This is a genomic window from Kitasatospora albolonga, assembly GCA_002082585.1.
Lineage (GTDB): Bacteria > Actinomycetota > Actinomycetes > Streptomycetales > Streptomycetaceae > Streptomyces > Streptomyces stephensoniae.
In genome coordinates this window covers 6593979-6612246 of record CP020563.1, presented here as the reverse complement: position 1 = coordinate 6612246, position 18268 = coordinate 6593979, and the positions used below count along the sequence as shown (strand labels likewise).

The following is an 18268-nucleotide window of genomic DNA, read 5'->3' as shown; positions in this document are numbered from 1 at the left end:
TCACTGATCCCGGGGGGGGGCGCATGACGTCGGTGCACACGTCGGCGCAGGAGAAGACCGCCGACGGGGTCGCGCCCGTGGAGTGGTCCGGGGCCCGGGGCACCCCTCCGGAGCCGCCCGAGCGGCCGATCGCCTGGTCGATGCTGTCGCGGGCGCTGTCGGTGCCGCTCATCCTGGGTCTGGTCTGCTTCCTGCCCGCGGTGATCGCCGGGCAACCCGGCAACGGCGTCCGGGACACCGGGTACTGGCTCCAGCTGGTCCTGACCTGCTATGCGGGGGCCCGGCTCGCGACGATGATCCTCTCCACCCGGCGGCGGCTGCTCCAGGGCGTCTTCTGGATGTTCGTGTACATCGCGATGGGCGTGGCCCCGTTCGCCCAGGTGGTGATCGGGCAGACGCCGACGCCGATGGTGGGGCCGCGCCAGGATCTGATCACGGCGACCGCGATGGTCCTGGTGGGGTGTGCGGCCTTCGACCTGGGGGCGCTGCTGGCCTCGCGCCGGCCGCTGCGGCGCCGTACGCCCTCCGCGCGGGGCTCGGGCGGCGGGCCCGCCGTGGCGCATCCGGTGCGGCTGCGGCTGCTGGTGGCGCTGGCGTTCCTGGCGAGCGCGTTCTATGTGCTGAAGCTGGGCGGGCCCGCGGTCTTCTTCACCAGCCGCCAGGAGATCAACGAGACCGTCGCGGCGAGCGGGGTGGTCACGGAGGGGTCCAATGTGGGCTCGGCCTTCATCAAGGGGTTCGGCCAGGTCCCGGCGCTGCTGGCGCTGCTGTTCTACACCCGCCGCCTGGCGACCTCCTACCGGGCCCGGCGCACCCCGTCGACGGTGCTGGTGTGGGTGGCGCTGATCGCGCTGAACCTGGTGGTGAACAACCCGATCTCCAACGCCCGTTACTGGTTCCTGACGGTGCTGATGGCGTTCGTGTTCACCGCGTTCCCGAGCAGTGCGGCGATCTACCGCACGGTGCTGACCGCGGGGGTGGTGGGGGCGCTGGTGGTGTTCCCGTACGCGGACAAGTTCCGGTACGACGACGCGGCGCAGCGGCCCGCGCAGTCGGCCTCGGTCTTCGATCCGCTGGTGACCAAGGACTACGACCAGATGGTGATGTTCGCCAACACCATCTCGTGGGTGGACACCCGGGGCCATACCTACGGCCGCCAACTGGCGGGCTCCGCGCTGTTCTTCGTGCCGCGCGCGGTGTGGAGCGGGAAGCCGGAGGACACCGGGGTCCGGGTCGGGCAGTGGATGGGGCTGCGGATGACCAATCTGTCGGCCCCGCTGTGGACGGAGTTCTGGGTCGACTTCGGTGTGTCCGGGGTGATCGGCGGGCTCGCGCTGATCGGCTACGCGGCGGCCCGTACCGACCGCCGGTACGCGCTGGCCGTCACCCGGGCGGGGCCCGGCCCCGGGAGCGTGCTGGCCATCGCGGCGCCACTGATCGCCGGGTACACCTTCATCCTGCTGCGCGGCCCGCTGCTCCAGGCGGCGGGGAAGCTGGCCATCGCGGCGCTCTGTCTGCTGGCGATCAGTACGTTCAGGGAGCGGCGGGCAGCGCGTCGGCGCTGACGGCCCTCTCCGGTCCGGGTCCGCGGCGGCGCAGCCGGGCCACCCTGATCCAGGTGGCGGCGGCCTTGCAGAGCGAGCCGAGGAAGAGCCCCCAGGCGGCTCCCAGGACGCCCCCGACGGCGTAACCGCCCGCGAGCAACGCCACGGCGGTGAGCGAGAAGACGACCTGGATGGCGAGCGTGGTGCGCGGGTCGAGCATCCGCAGGGCGAGCAGCCCGCAGGTGCTGACGGCCATCGCCGCGTACTGGCTGCCGGTGGCGGGCAGCAGGGCGGCGGCCACCGGCCAGGTGTCGCCCAGGAGCTGGCGCCCGGCGCGGTCGGGGAGGAGGGCCAGGACGGTGGCCCAGAGCCCTGCCGTGGTGGCGAGTACGGCGGCGAGCGCGGCGGTGGCCCGTACCCGGCTCCGTTCGTCGGCGATCCGGCCCAGCAGCGGGGGGCCGAAGGAGGTGGCGGAGGTGAACAGCACGTTCAGCGGGCCGAACAGGGTGGTGGCCCCGCGCAGGGCGCCGACCAGGAGCGGGTTGCCGACGGCGCCGAGGCCGAGGACGGAGAGCTGGCTGGTGGCGTTGCCCACGCCGAACTCGACGGTGAAGCGCCGCCCGAGGTGGCCGCGCCGGAGCAGGGGCCGCAGCAGGAGCGGGGTCCCGGCGGTGGCGCGGTGGAGCAGGGCGGCGGAGAGCAGGAGCGCGGGCAGGGCGGAGAGGCCCCAGAGCGCGATCAGGCGGGCGGGTGAGACCCCGTACGCCTGGGTGCCGAGCGCGCCGAGGACGCAGGCCAGCCGCAACAGGTCCGAGAACAGGGCGAGATGGGGCTGCTGGAGGGTAGAGAAGGCGTACCGTACGGCGTCCTGGCCGAGCACCACCGGCAGGACGAGGCCGAGCATCAGCAGGGCCCGGGCGGTGTCCCCGGGGATCAGGAAGCAGACGGCGGCCAGGAGCGCGCCGAGCACGGCGGCGGCCGACACGGTGAACGCGACGGCCGAGCGGCAGGCGCCCCGGGTCTCCGCGCCGCCGCCGCGCTTGAGGACCAGCGGCTGCCCGGTGTACGCGCCCGAGACGCCCAGCAGCACCGTGAAGACCAGGTAGACCGCGGAGAAGCGGGCGAAGTCGGCCAGGGTGGAGAGCCGGGCGGCGGCCACCAGCACCAGGATGTTGGTGAGCGCCGCCACGCCCTGGTCGGCGACCGAGCAGAGGACGGCCGTGCGGGCTCTCACCGCCGCGCCGCCGGAAGCGTCAAGGAACGCAGGCCGAGGGTCTCGGTGGGGTCTCCGGTGGTCTCGGGTGTGTCCGGCTCGGCGGCGGGGGTGGGGCCGCCGCTCCCGCCCCGGCGGCGGGCGGACTTCGTCCGGCGCTCCGGCCGGAGCAGCCGCCGCCGGCCCGGGTGGAGCAGGGCGCCGAGGACGGAGCCGCCGGAGGCGCCGATGATCTCGCGGATGCGCTCCAGGTCGCTGCGGTGGACCTCGCGCGGGTCGCAGACGATCATGACGCCCTCCACCCGGTCGACCAGGGCGACCGCGTCCGCGTAGGAGAGGACGGGCGGGGCGAGGACGATGACGACGCTGCCGGGCCGGTCGGCCTCGGCGACGATGCGGCCGACCGGGGTGGAGGTGAGGGCGCGCGGGACGTTGTCGACGGTGGTGCCGGGGATCAGGGCGAAGGCGCCGGAGCCGGGGACGTCGACGTTGGAGCGGCCTCCGGTGGGCCAGCTGCCGTCGCCCTCCTCCGCCGCCCAGCGCGGCGGGCGGACCTCGTGCGCGGCGGAGCCCAGGGCCCGGGCGAGGGAGGGCGTACGGAGATCGGCCTCGACGAGGAGGACGTCCCGGCCCATCTCGGCGAAGGCGGCGGCCAGGTTGGCCGCGGCGGCGGCCGCTTCGGCGTTGTCGCCGCGCGGGGCGGTGACCAGCAGGCGGCGGCTCTCGGCGAACGAGGGGTCGTAGGCGAGCCGGAAGGCGACCGCCCGGTACTCCTCGGCGAGCCGGGAGCCGCTGCGGCCGATGGCGAGCACGCCCGTGGCGGCGGCGCGTTCGCGGGGCAGGGTGCCGAGCAGCGGGGCGCCGAGGGAGCGGACCAGCTCGCGGGTGGAGCGTACGGCGGGGTCGAAGACGAGCCGCACCCAGGAGAGCAGCAGGCCGAGCGCGAGGCCGACGACCCCGCCGAGGCCGAGCAGCAGGGGCAGGCCGGGGCCGGTGGGCGAGGTGGGGGCGACGGGCTTCTTGTTGAGGTAGCCGGGGGTGGTGTCCAGGGCCTTGAGCTCGGAGATCTTCCGGCTCAGCTCGGAGATGGAGACGATGATGTTGGCGCGGGCGCTGGTGACGTCGTTGTCCGCGCCCACGCCGATCTGCTTCTCCAGCAGGTCGCGCTTCTCCTCCAGCGGGTCGAGCTGGGCCCGGTAGCCGTCGGACATGTTCTTGATGCTGTCCTCGGTGCGCGCCTTGCGGTGGGTCAGATAGGCGTTGGCCAAGGCTTCGGCGCGGGCCCGGGACTGCTCGGGGGTGGCGCCGGTGTAGGCGAAGCGGAGGGTGAGGGTGTTGGGCGGGTTGGTGACCTGGAGCCCGGCGAGGAGGTCGCGGGCGGTGACGTCGTCGCCCGCCTTGAGGAGGGTGGCGGCAGCGAGGGTGCCGACGGTGTCGCTGACGGCGGTCTGGCGCTCGGAGCCGATGTTGATGCCCTTGTCGGCGGTGGCCCCGCTGGCGAAGGGATCGGAGATGGCGGAGCGGACGAGCACCTCACCGGTGGAGGTGTAGGTGTCCTCGCCGCTGAGCGCGAGGAAGCCGCCGCCGAGGAGGCCGATGACGACGCCGAGCGCCAGCAGCGCCCGGTAGCGCAGGAGCTGGCGGAACTGGTCGCGCAGGAGCGCCGGTTCGTCGTGGTCGTCCGGGACGCGGTTCACCGGGGTCATCGGGCCGAGCCCCCCCGTCCGTCCGCCAGGACCTCGGCGAGCAGGGCGTCGAAGCGGGCGAGGCCCGCCTCCCGGCTCAGGTGGCGTGCGACGTAGCGCGGCCCCTCGGCCCCGAGGGCGTCGGCGGCGGCGGGGTCGGCGGCCAGCTTCCGTACGGTCTCCAGCAGGGCGGCCGGGTCCTCGGGGGCGACGAGCACCCCGGCCCCGGAGCGGCGGACCTCGTCGGCGGTGCCGCCCTCGTCGGCGACGGAGGCGACGACCGGGCGGCCGGAGACGAAGTACGAGGTGAGCTTGGAGGGGACGCTCATGTCGAGGACGGAGGCCCGCTGGGTGACCGCGAGGACATCGGCGGCGGCGAGGACGTCGGTGAACTCCCCGGCGCCCGCGGGCTCCAGGAAGTCCACGTTGGGCAGCCCCTCGGCGCGGGCGCGCAGGGCGTCGCGCTGGTTGCCGTCGCCCATGAGGACGACCTTGACGTCCGGGGCGAGCCGGGCGGTGTCCACCAGGACGTCGAGCCCCTGCTTGAGGCCCATGTTGCCGGAGTGCAGCAGGACGGGGGTGCCGGGGGGCCAGCCGAGCCGGGCCCGGGTGGCGGCCCGGTCGGCGGTGGGCCCGTGCACATGGGTCCAGTTGGGGACGAGGCGGATGCGGCCGGGGTCGACACCGAGGGCGGTGACGCCGGGGACGAAGCTCTCGTGGATGACGCCGACGAGGGCCGCGCCGCTCAGCGCGTACCGCTCGGCCGCCGCCGCCACGGATGCAGCCCTGCCGCCGCCCCGGATGCCGCTCTGCGCGGCGGCGGAGCCCATCAGGTCCTGGACGACGGGTATGTGGGGAACGCGGTGGCGGCGGGCGAGGCGGGCCGCGATGACACCGCCGGCCAGGCTGGGCATCTGGGAGACCACGGCGTCCGGTCTCCCCGGCGGTGGCGCGAAGAGCCCGGTGGCGAGGACGCTCGCCTCGAACGCGGCTCTGCGCAGGGCCGTCTGACGGGGCGGCACATAGTGGCGGCGGCGGTGGACGCCGACGCCGCCGCGTATCTCCACGGTCCGCCACACCTGCTGGTACGCCTCGTCCAGCCGCCAGGACGGGTAGTGCGGCATCCCGGTGAGCGCCCGGACCCGGGCACCGGACGCGGCCCAGTGCTCGGCGAGTTGAGTGGCGTACGGGCCGATGCCCGTGACCTCCGGCGCGTAGTTCGTCGACACCACCAGAAGGCGGCGGTTCTGCAACGGCCTGTGCCGTTCGACATCGGACATCGGACGATCGCCTTCCCCCCACAACAGCCGCTGCCCCCGGCGGGGAACAGCCCCGTGACTGAGCTTATCCGTTCACGGCCTGCACAAGTGTTCTTCACAGTAAGGTCGTTGGAACATCACCGGATCACATCGACCGTGGGGGGAGAGATACGGATGGTGCAGCACAGGGTGGGGTACGCACCCGGGGTGTACGACCTGTTCCACGTGGGCCACCTCAACATTCTGCGGCACGCCCGCAGTCAGTGCGACTACCTGGTCGCGGGGGTCGTCTCGGACGAGATGGCCGCCCTCGCCAAGGGCCACACGCCCGTCATCCCGTTGCGCGAGCGGCTGGAGATCGTGCGCAGCGTCCGGTTCGTGGACGCCGCGTTCGTGGAGACCGTGCCGGACAAGGTGGAGACCTGGCAGCAGGTCCGGTTCGACGTCATCTTCAAGGGCGACGACTGGCGGGGCACGGACAAGGGGAAGAAGCTGGAGCGCGACTTCGCCGAGGTCGGCGTGGAGGTCGTCTACTTCCCGTACACCGTGCACACGTCCAGCACCCAGCTGCGCCGGGCGCTGGACGTGCTCGTCAGCCGGGACGGAGCGCTCTCAGCTCCCTGAACCACTTGGTGAGGAACGCGGCCAGGAAGAGCGCGTGGACGACCGCGAGCACGGCGTACCCGGCCCGGAAGGCACCGGGTGCGCCGAGCAGCAGGAACACCAGGCAGAAGACCCCGTAGTCGGCGGGCAGCAGGGCGATGGCCCGTACCCGGGAGACGGGTGCGGCGGGAGCCCCCGTCGGCTGTCCGGCGGCGGCCGCTGCCTTGCCGAGGTGTTCGCGCAGCAGCCCCGCGCAGAAGGTGACCACGGCGGCGAACTGGAAGCCCAGCGGGAGCAGCAGCCAGCCGTCCGAGGGCAGTTCGCCGAAGCGGTGGAAGGAGATCAGTACGGCGGTGTGGACGAGCAGCAGCTTGCCGCAGTCCACGACGTGGTCCAGCCACTCCCCGTCGGGTCCGCCCCGGCCGGTGAGCCGGGCGAGCTGGCCGTCGGCGGAGTCGAAGGCGAAGCCGAGGGCCAGGGCCGCGTAGACCGCGAGGGCCAGCGTCCAGGACGGTTCGACGAGCGCCACCGCGGCGAGGGCGGAGTAGGTGAACAGGGCGCTGATCAGGGTGACCTGATTGGGCGTCAGCCCGGCCCGGTAGGCGCCCGCCGCGAGCACCCGCCCGGCGGGGCGGTTCACGTACCGCGAGTAGAGCGAGACACCCTTGGCGCTCTTCTGTGCGCCGCGCAGTTCGCGCAGCACCGTGCCCGTGCTTCCCATACGCCCCCCAGCGTCCGGCATGTGCCCGCATCATGGCATGCGGGCACCGGAGCCGTGGCGTGATCGGCCGGGACGTGACATCACGATCCGGCGGCGGGGCGCTGCCCGGCCCCGCCGCCCGGTGCCTGTGGTCAGCCCTTGGAGTCGGAACGGCGGGCCGGCGGCGGGTACTTCTCGTCGGTGAGCTGCTCGTCCAGCTCGTCGAAGAGCAGCTCGTCGTGGTCGACCTGCCCGGTGCGGTAGGCCGAGCGGGCGACCAGGTGCGAGGCGACCGGCCCGGTGAGCATCTGGAAGAACCCGATGAGCACGAGGGTGGCGAGGTCCATGCCGGTGCGCAGCCGCAGGGCGACCCCGGCCAGCACCAGGATCATGCCGAGGGTCTGCGGTTTGGTCGCCGCGTGGCTGCGGGAGAGCACGTCGGGCAGCCGCAGCATCCCAATCACCCCGAGCAGGCAGATCGCCGCGCCGAGGAGGACGAGCACGGCTCCGGCCGTGTCGAGGATCTGGAGCCAGGCGTTCACCGCGGGCCCTCCTTGGTCTCACCGGAGCCGGCGGCCGGAGCCGGGGGCTGGGGCGGGGTCGGGGACGTGACCGCGGGCCGGTCGCGTACGGCGATGAAGCGGGCGATGCCCACCGAGCCGGTGAAGCCGAGGAAGGCGAGCACCAGCATGATCGGGAAGTAGAACGAGTCCAGCGCGAGGGCGGACTTGGCGCCGAGACCGGCGATGATCAGTGCGGCGATCACATCCAGCGAGATGGCCCGGTCCAGCATGGAGGGGCCGCGCCAGATCCGGCCCAGCAGCAGCAGACCCGCGATCAGGACCAGGACGACGGCGGCGATCAGCAGAATGCGGTCGATCTGTTCGAAGACGCTCACGGTGCGGGCCTCCCGGCGGCGAGCTGCGGCGGTGGGGGCGGTTCGGCGACGCGGGCGATCTCGTCGGGGGTGCCGAAGGCGCGTACGGTCAGTTCCTCCAGCCGCCAGACCTGGCGGCGGGCGGCTTCGAGCTCCTCGGGCCGGTCCGCGTCCAGGACGTGCACGAAGACGGTGGCGGTGGCCCGGCGCACCTCGATGACGGAGCCGCCCGGCACGTTGGAGACGGCCACGGCGACGGCGGCGAGCATCAGGTCGCTCCGGCAGCGCAGCGGTACGCCCATGACGGCGGCCTGGTGCGGCAGCCCGGTGAAGATCTGCCGGGTGACCTTCACGCCCGAGGTGTACATGTCGTAGAGCAGGTATCCGGCCAGCCGGATGATGCCCCAGGGGTGGAGCCGGAGCCCGAGGTCGACCGGGGGCAGCGGGAAGGCCAGGCAGACGGCCGCCGCGACGATCACGCCCGTGATGATGTTGGCCAGGTTGAAGGTGGACCAGAGCAGCACCCAGATGAGGGTGAGCCAGGCGATCAGCGGCAGGTCCAGTACGCGTCCGCGGCGGCCGATCTTGCAGCTGAACGGCGGCAGGTCGGCGTTGCGGTACGAGAACCGCAGGAAACGGCTCACCGGCCCAGCACCTCCTCGATGTAGGGCGTGCGCTCCAGCAGTTCGACGGCCGAGCGGTCGGTGTAGGCGGCGAGCGGTCCGGCGAAGACGGTGAAGGCCAGGGCCAGCACGACGGTCGCCGCGGTGGCCGCGGTCATGGGCCAGGGCAGTCGGCTGGTGGTGGTGACGGCCTTCTCCCGCAGCTTCGCCGCGACCGGGCCGCCGGCCGTGGCCGGGGCGGGCGCGACGCGCTCGTCACCGGTGCCGGGGAGTCCGTCGGGGCCCTCGTCGATGTCGTCGTCGCTGTCGTCGCCGGACTCCAGGACCGTGCCCGTCTCGGCCTGTCCGGGCGGGGCCGCCCGCCAGAACGCGAGGTTCCACACCTTGGCGACGACATACAGCGTCAGCAGGCTGGTGACCACCGAACCGGCGACCAGGACCCAGGCCCAGGTGGAGCCGTCGGCGACGCCCGCGCGCATCAGCCCGAGCTTGCCGATGAACCCGGAGAGCGGGGGGATGCCCGCAAGGTTCATGGCGGGGACGAAGAACAGGAGCGCGAGCACCGGCGCGGCCTTGGCCAGCCCGCCGAGCCGGGTCAGCTCCGTGGTGCCGCCCCGGCGCTCGATGAGCCCCGCGACGAGGAACAGCGTGGTCTGGACGGTGATGTGGTGGACGACGTAGACGATGGCGCCGCCGTACGCGTCCCGGGTGGCGAGGCCGATCCCGAAGACCATGAAGCCGATATGGCTGATCAGTGTGAAGGAGAGCAGCCGCTTCAGGTCGGTCTGGGCGACCGCGCCGAGGATGCCGATGACCATCGAGGCCAGCGCGACGGCCATCAGGAGGTCGCCGATCCGGTTACCCGGGAAGAGCAGCGTCTCGGTCCGCATCATGCAGTAGACGCCGACCTTGGTGAGCAGTCCGGCGAAGACGGCGGTGACGGGCGCGGGCGCCGTCGGGTAGGAGTCGGGGAGCCAGGCGGCGAGCGGGAAGACCGCCGCCTTGATGGCGAAGACGGTGATCAGCATCGCCTGGATCAGGGTCTGCACACCGATGGACAGCTTGGGCAGCCCCTCGGCGAGCTGGGCGAAGTTGACGGTGCCGAGGGCCGCGTACGTCATCGCGATGGCGATGAGGAAGAGCATCGAGGAGACCAGCGAGATGATCACGTACGTGGAACCGGCGCGCATACGGGGTCCGGTGCCGCCGAGGGTGAGCAGCACGAAGCTGGCCACGAGCATGATCTCGAAGCTGACGAAGAGGTTGACGAGGTCGCCCGCGAGGAAGGTGCAGGAGACCCCGGCGACCAGGATCAGATAGGCGGGGTGGAAGACGGCGAGCGGGGTCTCCCGGTCCCGGTCGGTCATGCCCTGGCCGAGGGAGTAGATCAGCACGCAGAGCGTGACCGCCGAGGAGACCGTGAGCATCAGCCCGGAGAGCCGGTCGGCGACCAGGGTGATGCCGAGCGGCGGGGCGAAGTCCCCGAGGTGGACGGAGAGCGGGCCCTGGCGGTCGGCGGCGATCATCAGGGTGATGGACAGGCCCAGTACGGCGGTGAGCACGGCGACGCTGATGAAGCGCTGGAACCGTTGCATCCGGGTACCGAAGGTGAGGCTGATGCCCGTGGCGCAGAGCGGCAGGAGCACCGGCAGCGGGACGAGCGCGTTCATCCGGCGGCTCCTCTTTCGTCTCGGGGGTAACGGTCGTCCGCCTTGGCGTCGCCGTCGCGTTCGTAGTCCTCGGGGTCGGCGCCGATGACGTCGTTCCAGAGGTCACCGGAGGCGTCGCGGCCCCGGGCCTGGCGGGCCCGGTCGGCGCGGAGCCGGTCGCGGAGTCTGCGGCGCTCCTCCCGGTAGCGTTCGCGCTCGTCGGCGGTGGGTTCGGCGCCCGAGCGGAACGCCTCGCGCAGCTGGGCGCGCTCGCCGAGCACTTCGGCGCGGAGCACGATGCGCCGGTCCTCCAGGTCGTCGTGCACCTCGTCGGTGCCGGTGATCTGGTGGCTGCGGTAGGCCATGGAGAGCAGGAACGCGGTGGTGCCGAGGGTGATCACGATGGCGGTCAGCGCGATGGCCTGCGGCAGCGGGTCGGTGACCAGGTCCAGGTCCACCCCGTAGAGGAGGGGGGCGGCACCGGCCGCGCCGGTCGAGGCGAGGATCAGCAGGTTGACCCCGTTGCTCAGGATGACGGCGCCCAGCAGGATGCGGGTCAGCGGCCGGGTGAGCATCAGGACGCCGCCCACGGCGCAGAGCACCACGGCGGTGGCGAGGAGTGAGGCGCTGACGGTCATCGGGGGTCCCCTCCCGCCGCGGGGGCGCCCGATGGCGTGAGGGCGCCCGCGGCCCGTTCGATCTGCCGGTCGATCTTGGCTCCGAGAGCCCGGACGATGTCCAGGACGACGCCGAGGACCAGCAGGTACACGCCGAAGTCGAAGAGGACGGGCGTACTCATGTGGAAGTCGCCGAAGACCGGCAGGTGTCCGTAGTAGGTGAAAGCGTGCAGCACGGTTCCGTCGACCAGGCCGAGGAGCGCGACCCCGGTGGAGATGAAGAGGCCGAGTCCGGTGAAGAGACCGGGTTGCAGGGGCGCGGCCTGGGCCAGTTCGAACCGGCCGCCCGCCAGATAGCGGGTGATGAGCGCGACTCCGGCGACGAGTCCGGCGACGAAGCCGCCGCCGGGCATGTTCTCGGCGCAGAAGAGCAGGTAGACGGAGAGGATCAGGATCGGGTGGAAGAGCAGCCGGGCGACCACTTCGAAGACGATCGAGCGGTGCTCGGGCGCGAGGGTCGAACCGGCGGCCAGCCAGGAGCGCTCGGGCGCCACCTCGTCGCCCTGCGGCAGGCGGATGGTGTGCTTGGCGGCGAGCGACCAGGCGGTGCGGCCCTTCAGCTCGTCCTGCGGCGCCGGGCCGTCGCTGCGGCGGTGCAGGTAGATGAGGCTGGTCACACCGATGGCGGCGGCGGCCAGGACGGCGGACTCGCCGAGGGTGTCCCAGGCGCGCAGGTCGACGAGGATCGTGGCGACCACGTCCTTGTACCCGTGTTCCTCGACCTCCCTGACCATGGCGGCCCCCGCGGGTTCCGCCATGCGGGCGGCGGCGGCCACCCAGACGGCGACACCGACGGTGGCGGCGGCGACGAGGGCCACCGGGATGCGGATCGCGCGCCGCCACGGGGAGACGGTCTCCTCGAAGTGGACCGGCATCCGGCGCAGCACCAGGACGAAGACGATCATCGCCACGGTCTCGACGCAGAACTGGGTGAGCGCCAGGTCCGGCGCGCCCTGGACGACGAAGAGCAGGGCCGTCCCGTAGCCGATCACACCGCTCAGGACGACGGCCTTCATCCGGCGCCGTACGGTCAGGCAGAGCAGGGCGGCGACGCAGGTGAGCACGGCCACACCGCCCTGGAGCGGGGAGTCCCAGACCCGGGGGGCGGGGGCGCCCTGCCACGGGGCGTCGGTGAGGAGCACGGCGAGCTGTCCGCCGACCATCACCAGCAGGGTGGTGGCCAGGTAGACGGAGAGCGAACCTCGCTGGATGAAGCCGGTGACCTGGAGGGCGAGCCGTTCCTGGCCGAGCAGCAGATGGCCGAAGACGGAGTCCGCGGTGGGCCAGGCGATCCGGCGGGAGAGCTTGGTGACGGTGGAGCGGGCCAGGAAGAGGCCGACACCGCCCGCCCAGGCGAGCGCCGACAGGAGCAGGGCGATGCCGAACCCGTGCCAGAGCGCGAGGTGGTAGGGGTCGTCGGCGGCCGGGTAGGTGTCGGCGTAGGCGCTGAACAGCCGGTCGGTCAGTCCGACGCCGGGGCCGAGCACCAGGCCGAGGGCGGCGAGCAGGGCGGGCGGGGCGAGGAAGGCCCAGCCCACACGGTGCACGGGGGTGTCGGGGACGCCGGGCTTGCGGGCGAAGGCGCCCCAGACGAAGCGCAGGGTGTACGCGGTCGTCAGCGCCGAGCCCAGGACGACGACGGCCAGCGCCCAGCGGTCGGCGGCCGATCCGTGCAGCAGCGCCTCGAAGGCTGCTTCCTTGGCGGCGAAGCCGAGGAGCGGCGGCAGGGCTGCCATGGAGGCGGCGGCGAGGACGGCGACGGCGGCGACGTACGGCAGGGAGCGGCCCACTCCGGAGAGTTTCCGCAGGTCGCGGGTGCCGGTGGAGTGGTCGACGATGCCGGTGACGAGGAAGAGCGGCGCCTTGAACAGGGCGTGGCCGAGGATCATGGCCACGGCGGCGAGGGCCGCGTTCCGGTTGCCGGTACCGGCGAGCAGGGTGAGGAAGCCGAGCTGGCTGACGGTCCCGTAGGCGAGGACGAGCTTGAGGTCGTTGAGGCGCAGCGCCCGCCAGCCGCCGAGCAGCATGGTCGCGCCGCCGAGCACCAGGATGACGGGCTTCCACACGGGGACGTCGGCGAAGGCCGGGGAGAGCCGGGCGACCAGGTAGACACCGGCCTTGACCATCGCGGCGGCGTGCAGGTAGGCGCTGACCGGGGTGGGCGCGGCCATCGCGTTCGGCAGCCACATGGAGAACGGCCAGATCGCGGACTTCGACAGCGCCCCGCAGAGGATCAGCACGAGGGCGACGGAGATGGCGAGGGTCGTCTCGGGCGGGTCGGCGACGATCGCGGAGATCCGGTACGTCCCGGCGGCCTGACCGATGATCAGGAAGCCGACCAGCATCGCGAGGCCGCCGAGCGTGGTGACCGTCAGGGCCTGGAGCGCGGAGCGGCGGCTGTGCCGGTGTTCGCTGCCGTGGCCGATCAGCAGGTAGGAGAAGACCGTGGTCAGCTCCCAGAACACATAGAGCGTGATCAGGTCGTCCGCGAGGACCAGGGCGAGCATGGCGCCCGCGAAGGCGAGCAGGTTCCCGGCGAACCGCCCCAGTTGCGGGGTGTCGTCGCGGAAGTAGGAGGCGCAGTAGATCAGGACGAGCGCGCCGACCCCGGCGGCCATCAGGACCATCAGTTCGGCCAGCGCGTCCAGGCGCAGGTCGAGGGAGACGTCGTAGGTCGGAATCCACTGCCAGGTCCAGGTGACCGCGTCACCGGAGGCGGCGGTGCTCCACTGGGTGAACGCCCAGACGGTGGCGGCGGCCGGGGGCAGCGCGAGCACGAGGAAGGCGCGGCGGCCGAGCCGGTGCACCAGCGGGCCCGCGCAGGCCGCCAGGACGAAGTGGCCGATGATGAGCGCGATCACAGGGCAGTGTCCAGGTCGGGCGGCGCGACAGCCGAAAGGGGGACAGCCGGGATAGGGGGCACCAAATACAGATATATCGCCCCAGCGGATTCACCGGACCGGCACGCCGCGCGCGATCCGGCCCGCCTGGGCCGGGGTCGGTGGCGAAGAGTCGTCAGCCGAGGGCGCAGGGGCCGCTGTGATTGCCGTTGGAGGTGTTTCATGTGGTGCCGCACCCGGAGAGCCTAACGTGACCTTCTTGACGGTTTCTTTACGGGGTGGTTGTTTCGGCTTTTCCGGGGCCGCGCGCCCGCCTCAGGGCAGGACGGCGATGCCGTCGATCTCGACCATCGCCTGCTCGTCCCAGAGCCGGGCCACCCCGATGACCGCCATCGCCGGGTAGTCGCGCCCCGCCAGCCGGCGCCAGATCCGGCCCAGTTCGGCGACGTGGGAGCGGTAGTCGGCCACATCGGTGGCGTAGACGGTGACGCGGGCCAGGTCGGCGGGGGCGCCGCCCGCCGCGTGCAGGGCGGTGAGCAGATTGCCCAGGGCGGTGGCGAACTGTTCGGGCAGGGTGGCGCCGACGACCTTGCCGTCCGGGTCGAGGGCGGTCTGCCCGGCGAGGAAGACCAGATGGCCACCGGTGGCGACGACGGCGTGCGAGAAGCCGGTGGGCGGGGAGAGTTCGGCCGGGTTGATCCGGTGGGACGGGCTCATACGGGCGGCTCCTGGGTCTTCTCGGCGGCGGGCTCCTCGGAGGCCGTGGCGGCGGCCGCGTACAGCTCCTTGGCGATGATGGCGCGCTGGACCTCGCTGGCGCCCTCGTAGATCCGGGGCGCGCGGACCTCGCGGTAGAGGTGTTCGAGCAGATGGCCGCGGCGCAGGGCGCGGGCGCCGTGCAGCTGGACGGCGGTGTCGACGACGTACTGCGCGGTCTCGGTGGCGTACAGCTTGGCCATCGCGGCGCGGCGGGGCACGCCGCTCTCCCCCGCGTCGTACGCCGCTGCCGCCGCGTACACCAGGAGGCGGGCGGCCTCGGTGCGGGTGGCCATCTCGGCGACCTGGTGGGAGACGGCCTGGAGGTCGCTGAGGGGGCCGCCGAACGCGGTGCGGCGGGCGGTGTGGGCGACGGTGGCGTCCAGGGCGGCGCGGGCCATCCCGACGGCGAAGGCGCCGACGCTGGGGCGGAAGAGGTTGAGGGTGTCCATCGCGACCCGGAAGCCCCGGTCGGGCTCGCCGAGGATGTCGTCGGCGGTGACCGGTACGCCGTCGAACTCCAGGGTGCCGATGGGGTGCGGGGAGAGCATGTCGAGGTGCTGGCCGGTGAGCCCCGGCCGGTCGGAGGGGACCAGGAACGCGGTGACCCCGCGCGCGCCCGCGCCCGGGGTGGTGCGGGCGAAGACGGTGGCGAAGTCGGCCTCGGGGGCGTTGGAGATCCAGCACTTCTCGCCGGTGAGCCGCCAGCCGCCGGGGGTGGGCTCGGCGGCCAGGGAGAGAGCCGCCGCGTCGGACCCGGCGCCCGGCTCGCTCAGCGCGAACGCCGCGACGGCCCGCCCCGCCCGGACCCCGGGGAGCCAGCGCTCGCGCTGGGCGGGGGTGCCGGACCGGACGACCGGGGTGGTGCCGAGCCCCTGGAGGGCGAGCGCGGTCTCGGCCTCGGTGCAGCCCCGGGCCAGGGACTCCCGCAGCAGGCACAGGTCCAGCGCCCCGGAGGAGAACATCCGCTCCAGCAGGCCCAGCTCGCCGAGGGCGGCCAGCAGCGGCCGGTTGACGCGCCCCTCCTCCCCCTTCTCCGCCAGCGGGCGGAGCCGCTGCTCGGCGAGGGTGCGCACCTCCTCACACCAGGCGGTCTGTTCCGGTTCGAGGGAGAATGCCGTCATGGCGGCGCCTCTCTTGTCGCGTCTCTCGTCCTGTCGCGTCTCTGTTTTGTCGGTGCCCGCCTTGTCGCGCCACTGTCTTATCGCGGACCGTTGACTACCGTCACCCAAACGATACGCTCCAGAAGCGACAAGGGGGCGATCCTTCATGGAGCCGAATACCTCGCCGAACACGCCCGCAGCCGCCGCCGACGCGTCCGTACGCGTCCCCGGGGCTCACACCGACACCTTCGCGCGCGACCACCTCCCCCCGCCCGACCAGTGGCCGGAGCTGCTCCTGGACCAGCCGGGGCTCCGCTATCCCGACCGGCTGAACTGCGGGTACGAGCTGCTGGACCGTACGGTGGCGGAGCGCGGGCCCGACCGGCCCGCCCTGCGCTCCGGCGACGGGACGGTCTGGAGCTACGGCGAGCTGCTGGAGACGGTGGACCGCATCGCCCATGTGCTCACCGACGACCTGGCCGTGGTGCCCGGCAACCGGGTGCTGCTGCGCGGGCCCACCACCCCCTGGCTGGCCGCGTGCTGGCTCGCCGTCATGAAGGCGGGCGCGGTCGCCGTCACCGTACTGGCGCAGGCCCGCGCGGGTGAGCTGGCCACCGTCTGCTCGCTCGCCCGGGTGAGCCACGCCCTGTGCGACGCGCGCTCGGCCGAGGACCTGGCGAAGGCGGACGTGGCGGGCCTGCGGACGGTCCTGTTCGGCGGGGACGGCCCCGGCGACCTGACCCGGCTGGCCGCCGCGCACTCCGGCTCCGGCCCGTACGGGGCGGTCGGCACGGCGGCCGACGAGGTCGCGCTCATCGCGTTCACCTCGGGGACCACCGGGCAGCCCAAGGGCTGTATGCATCTGCACCGGGATCTGCTCGCCATCGCCGACACCTTCTCCCGCGAGATCCTGCGGCCCGTCGCCGACGACGTCTTCGCGGGCAGCCCGCCGCTCGGCTTCACCTTCGGCCTCGGCGGGCTGCTGGTCTTCCCGCTGCGGGCCGGGGCCTCGGCGCTGCTGCTGGAGCAGGCCGGGCCGCGGCAGCTGCTGCCCGCGCTGGTACGCCACCGGGTCTCGGTCCTCTTCACCGCGCCGACCGCCTACCGCACGATGCTCGGGGAACTGGACGGCCACGACCTCTCCGCGCTGCGCCGCTGTGTCTCGGCCGGGGAGAACCTGCCCGCCGCCACCTGGCACGCCTGGCGGGAGGCGACCGGGCTGCGCATCATCAACGGCATCGGGGCCACCGAGCTGCTGCACATCTTCATCTCCGCCGCCGACGACGCGATCCGCCCCGGCACCACCGGCCTGCCCGTGCCCGGCTGGCAGGCCAGGGTGGTCGACGAGCACGGCGAGGAGCTGCCCGACGGCGAACCGGGGCTGCTCGCCGTACGCGGACCGGTCGGCTGCCGCTATCTCGCCGACCCCCGGCAGACGGAGTACGTCCGCCACGGCTGGAACATGACCGGTGACACGTTCGTCCGTGAGCCGGACGGCTACTTCCGTTACGTGGCCCGCGCCGACGACATGATCATCTCCTCCGGCTACAACATCGCGGGCCCCGAGGTGGAGGACGCCCTGCTGCGCCATCCGGAGGTCGCGGAGGCGGCGGTGGTGGGCCGGTCGGACGAATTGCGCGGGGAGATCGTGGTGGCGCACGTGGTGCTGACGGAGGGCGCGGAGCAGACCGCCGACTCGCTGCGCGCCCATATGAAGGCCAGCCTGGCCCCGCACAAATGCCCGCGCCTCTTCGTATTCGAGCAGTCCCTGCCACGCACCGCGACCGGCAAACTCCAGCGGTTCCTGCTCCGGCAGGACCCCTGGGAGACGTCCGGCGGGCCGGGGCCGGACACCCCCTAGAGTGATCACGTGGCCGAGCTGCGCACCCCCCGTTCCCTGATCATCACCCTCTACGGCGCCTACGGCCGTCCGGCGGACGGCTCGCCCTTCGCGGTGGCGGAGCTGATCCGCCTGCTGCACGCCGTGGGCGTCGACGCCCCGTCCGTACGCTCGTGCGTCTCGCGGCTGAAGCGGCGCGGGCTGCTGGTCGCGGCCCGGGCGGCGGACGGTTCGGCGGGGTACGTCCTGTCGCCGGACGCCCGCCAGATGCTCGACGACGGCGACGGGCGCATCTACGGGCGGCCCGCGCACCGGCAGGCCGACGGCTGGGTTCTCGCGGTGTTCTCGGTCCCCGAGGCCGAGCGCAACAAGCGCCATCTGCTGCGCTCCCGGCTGGCCCGCCTCGGCTTCGGCACGGCGGCACCCGGGGTGTGGATCGCCCCGGCCGGCCTCTACGAGGAGACCCGCCACACCCTGGAGCGCCTCGGACTGGCCCCGTACGTCGACCTGTTCCGCGGCGACCACCTGGGCTTCGCCGCGACCCGTGACGCGGTGGCCCGCTGGTGGGACCTGGACGCGGTGGCCCGCCTCCACCACGACTTCCTGCAACTGCACGCCCCGGTGCTCCGGGAGTGGGAGGCGTCCCCGGAGACGGCGGAGGACCCGCGCCCGCAGGACGCCTACCGGGACTATCTGCTGGCCCTGGACTCCTGGCGCCAGCTCCCGTACGCGGACCCGGGACTGCCGCCGGAGCTGCTGCCGAAGGGGTGGCCGGGGGCCCGCTCGGCGGAGGTCTTCGGCAAGCTGCACGAGCGGCTGCGGGACGCCGGGGAGCGGTTCGTACGGGGGTGAGGGCGCTGCCCGCCCGGGAAATCCCGGTGGACCGGGAGCGTCCCGGA

16 protein-coding genes are annotated in these 18268 nt (G+C 73.1%); 4 read left to right on the top strand and 12 right to left on the bottom strand.

Features of this window, described 5'->3' with window-relative positions; genetic code table 11:
• Positions 1–23: 23 nt before the first annotated feature.
• The gene (locus tag B7C62_29265; protein ARF75900.1) at positions 24–1565 is read left to right on the top strand and encodes a hypothetical protein; all 1542 of its coding nucleotides are present in this window, start codon (positions 24–26) and stop codon (positions 1563–1565) included.
• Here the strand turns inward: B7C62_29265 and B7C62_29260 are convergent.
• From B7C62_29260 to B7C62_29250, 3 genes are read right to left on the bottom strand one after another with little or no spacing between them, the layout of a single operon-like run.
• Entirely contained in the window at positions 1534–2778 is a 1245-nt protein-coding gene (locus B7C62_29260; protein ID ARF75899.1) for a hypothetical protein, read from the bottom strand. The genes B7C62_29265 and B7C62_29260 overlap by 32 nt on opposite strands.
• Complete coding sequence (locus B7C62_29255) at positions 2775–4463, bottom strand: lipopolysaccharide biosynthesis protein (GenBank protein ARF75898.1); 1689 nt, start codon at positions 4461–4463, stop codon at positions 2775–2777. The genes B7C62_29260 and B7C62_29255 overlap by 4 nt, the downstream gene beginning before the upstream one ends.
• Positions 4460–5722 carry a glycosyltransferase WbuB gene (locus B7C62_29250; protein ID ARF75897.1) on the bottom strand — a complete coding sequence of 421 codons (1263 nt, stop codon included), beginning with the start codon at positions 5720–5722 and terminating at the stop codon, positions 4460–4462. Before B7C62_29250 ends, B7C62_29255 begins: the two co-directional genes overlap by 4 nt.
• A 153-nt stretch (positions 5723–5875) precedes the next feature.
• On the opposite strand from B7C62_29250, the gene B7C62_29245 reads away from it, so the two are divergent.
• The gene (locus B7C62_29245; GenBank protein ARF75896.1) at positions 5876–6325 is read left to right on the top strand and encodes a cytidyltransferase; all 450 of its coding nucleotides are present in this window, start codon (positions 5876–5878) and stop codon (positions 6323–6325) included.
• Here the strand turns inward: B7C62_29245 and B7C62_29240 are convergent.
• The 9 genes from B7C62_29240 to B7C62_29200 all read right to left on the bottom strand — a co-directional run bounded on the left by B7C62_29240 (position 6294) and on the right by B7C62_29200 (position 15550).
• A complete protein-coding gene (locus B7C62_29240; protein ARF75895.1) occupies positions 6294–7025 on the bottom strand; it encodes a CDP-alcohol phosphatidyltransferase in 732 nt (243 codons plus the stop codon). The genes B7C62_29245 and B7C62_29240 overlap by 32 nt on opposite strands.
• Before the next feature lie 131 nt (positions 7026–7156).
• A complete protein-coding gene (locus B7C62_29235; GenBank protein ARF75894.1) occupies positions 7157–7546 on the bottom strand; it encodes a Na+/H+ antiporter subunit G in 390 nt (129 codons plus the stop codon).
• Complete coding sequence (locus B7C62_29230) at positions 7543–7902, bottom strand: hypothetical protein (protein ARF75893.1); 360 nt, start codon at positions 7900–7902, stop codon at positions 7543–7545. Before B7C62_29230 ends, B7C62_29235 begins: the two co-directional genes overlap by 4 nt.
• Complete coding sequence (locus B7C62_29225; protein ID ARF75892.1) at positions 7899–8525, bottom strand: Na+/H+ antiporter subunit E; 627 nt, start codon at positions 8523–8525, stop codon at positions 7899–7901. Before B7C62_29225 ends, B7C62_29230 begins: the two co-directional genes overlap by 4 nt.
• Positions 8522–10174, bottom strand: coding sequence for a Na+/H+ antiporter subunit D (locus B7C62_29220; GenBank protein ID ARF75891.1), 1653 nt, complete (start codon positions 10172–10174; stop codon positions 8522–8524). Before B7C62_29220 ends, B7C62_29225 begins: the two co-directional genes overlap by 4 nt.
• Positions 10171–10791 (bottom strand): Na(+)/H(+) antiporter subunit C, encoded by a 621-nt coding sequence (locus B7C62_29215; protein ARF75890.1) that lies wholly within the window; start codon positions 10789–10791, stop codon positions 10171–10173. The genes B7C62_29220 and B7C62_29215 overlap by 4 nt, the downstream gene beginning before the upstream one ends.
• Positions 10788–13691, bottom strand: coding sequence for a Na+/H+ antiporter subunit A (locus B7C62_29210; protein ARF75889.1), 2904 nt, complete (start codon positions 13689–13691; stop codon positions 10788–10790). The genes B7C62_29215 and B7C62_29210 overlap by 4 nt, the downstream gene beginning before the upstream one ends.
• Positions 13692–13985: 294 nt before the next feature.
• Entirely contained in the window at positions 13986–14387 is a 402-nt protein-coding gene (locus B7C62_29205; protein ARF75888.1) for an enamine deaminase RidA, read from the bottom strand.
• On the bottom strand, positions 14384–15550 hold the full coding sequence (locus B7C62_29200) for an acyl-CoA dehydrogenase (protein ARF75887.1): 1167 nt from the start codon (positions 15548–15550) through the stop codon (positions 14384–14386). Before B7C62_29200 ends, B7C62_29205 begins: the two co-directional genes overlap by 4 nt.
• A gap of 145 nt (positions 15551–15695) precedes the next feature.
• On the opposite strand from B7C62_29200, the gene B7C62_29195 reads away from it, so the two are divergent.
• Together B7C62_29195 and B7C62_29190 are read left to right on the top strand one after the other, a co-directional pair.
• Positions 15696–17390 (top strand): 2-aminobenzoate-CoA ligase, encoded by a 1695-nt coding sequence (locus B7C62_29195; GenBank protein ID ARF75886.1) that lies wholly within the window; start codon positions 15696–15698, stop codon positions 17388–17390.
• A 9-nt stretch (positions 17391–17399) separates the two neighbouring features.
• The gene (locus B7C62_29190; GenBank protein ARF75885.1) at positions 17400–18221 is read left to right on the top strand and encodes a PaaX family transcriptional regulator; all 822 of its coding nucleotides are present in this window, start codon (positions 17400–17402) and stop codon (positions 18219–18221) included.
• Positions 18222–18268: the final 47 nt, after the last annotated feature.

Bases quoted from the DNA above. Each gene is read 5' to 3' on its own strand.
- B7C62_29195 (ARF75886.1), top strand. From the start codon at position 15,696: ATGGAGCCGAATACCTCGCCGAACACGCCCGCAGCCGCCGCCGACGCG.
- B7C62_29240 (ARF75895.1), bottom strand. From the start codon at position 7,025: ATGGGAAGCACGGGCACGGTGCTGCGCGAACTGCGCGGCGCACAGAAG.
- B7C62_29250 (ARF75897.1), bottom strand. From the start codon at position 5,722: ATGTCCGATGTCGAACGGCACAGGCCGTTGCAGAACCGCCGCCTTCTG.
- B7C62_29200 (ARF75887.1), bottom strand. From the start codon at position 15,550: ATGACGGCATTCTCCCTCGAACCGGAACAGACCGCCTGGTGTGAGGAG.
- B7C62_29255 (ARF75898.1), bottom strand. From the start codon at position 4,463: ATGACCCCGGTGAACCGCGTCCCGGACGACCACGACGAACCGGCGCTC.
- B7C62_29245 (ARF75896.1), top strand. From the start codon at position 5,876: ATGGTGCAGCACAGGGTGGGGTACGCACCCGGGGTGTACGACCTGTTC.
- B7C62_29265 (ARF75900.1), top strand. From the start codon at position 24: ATGACGTCGGTGCACACGTCGGCGCAGGAGAAGACCGCCGACGGGGTC.
- B7C62_29220 (ARF75891.1), bottom strand. From the start codon at position 10,174: ATGAACGCGCTCGTCCCGCTGCCGGTGCTCCTGCCGCTCTGCGCCACG.
- B7C62_29215 (ARF75890.1), bottom strand. From the start codon at position 10,791: ATGACCGTCAGCGCCTCACTCCTCGCCACCGCCGTGGTGCTCTGCGCC.
- B7C62_29205 (ARF75888.1), bottom strand. From the start codon at position 14,387: ATGAGCCCGTCCCACCGGATCAACCCGGCCGAACTCTCCCCGCCCACC.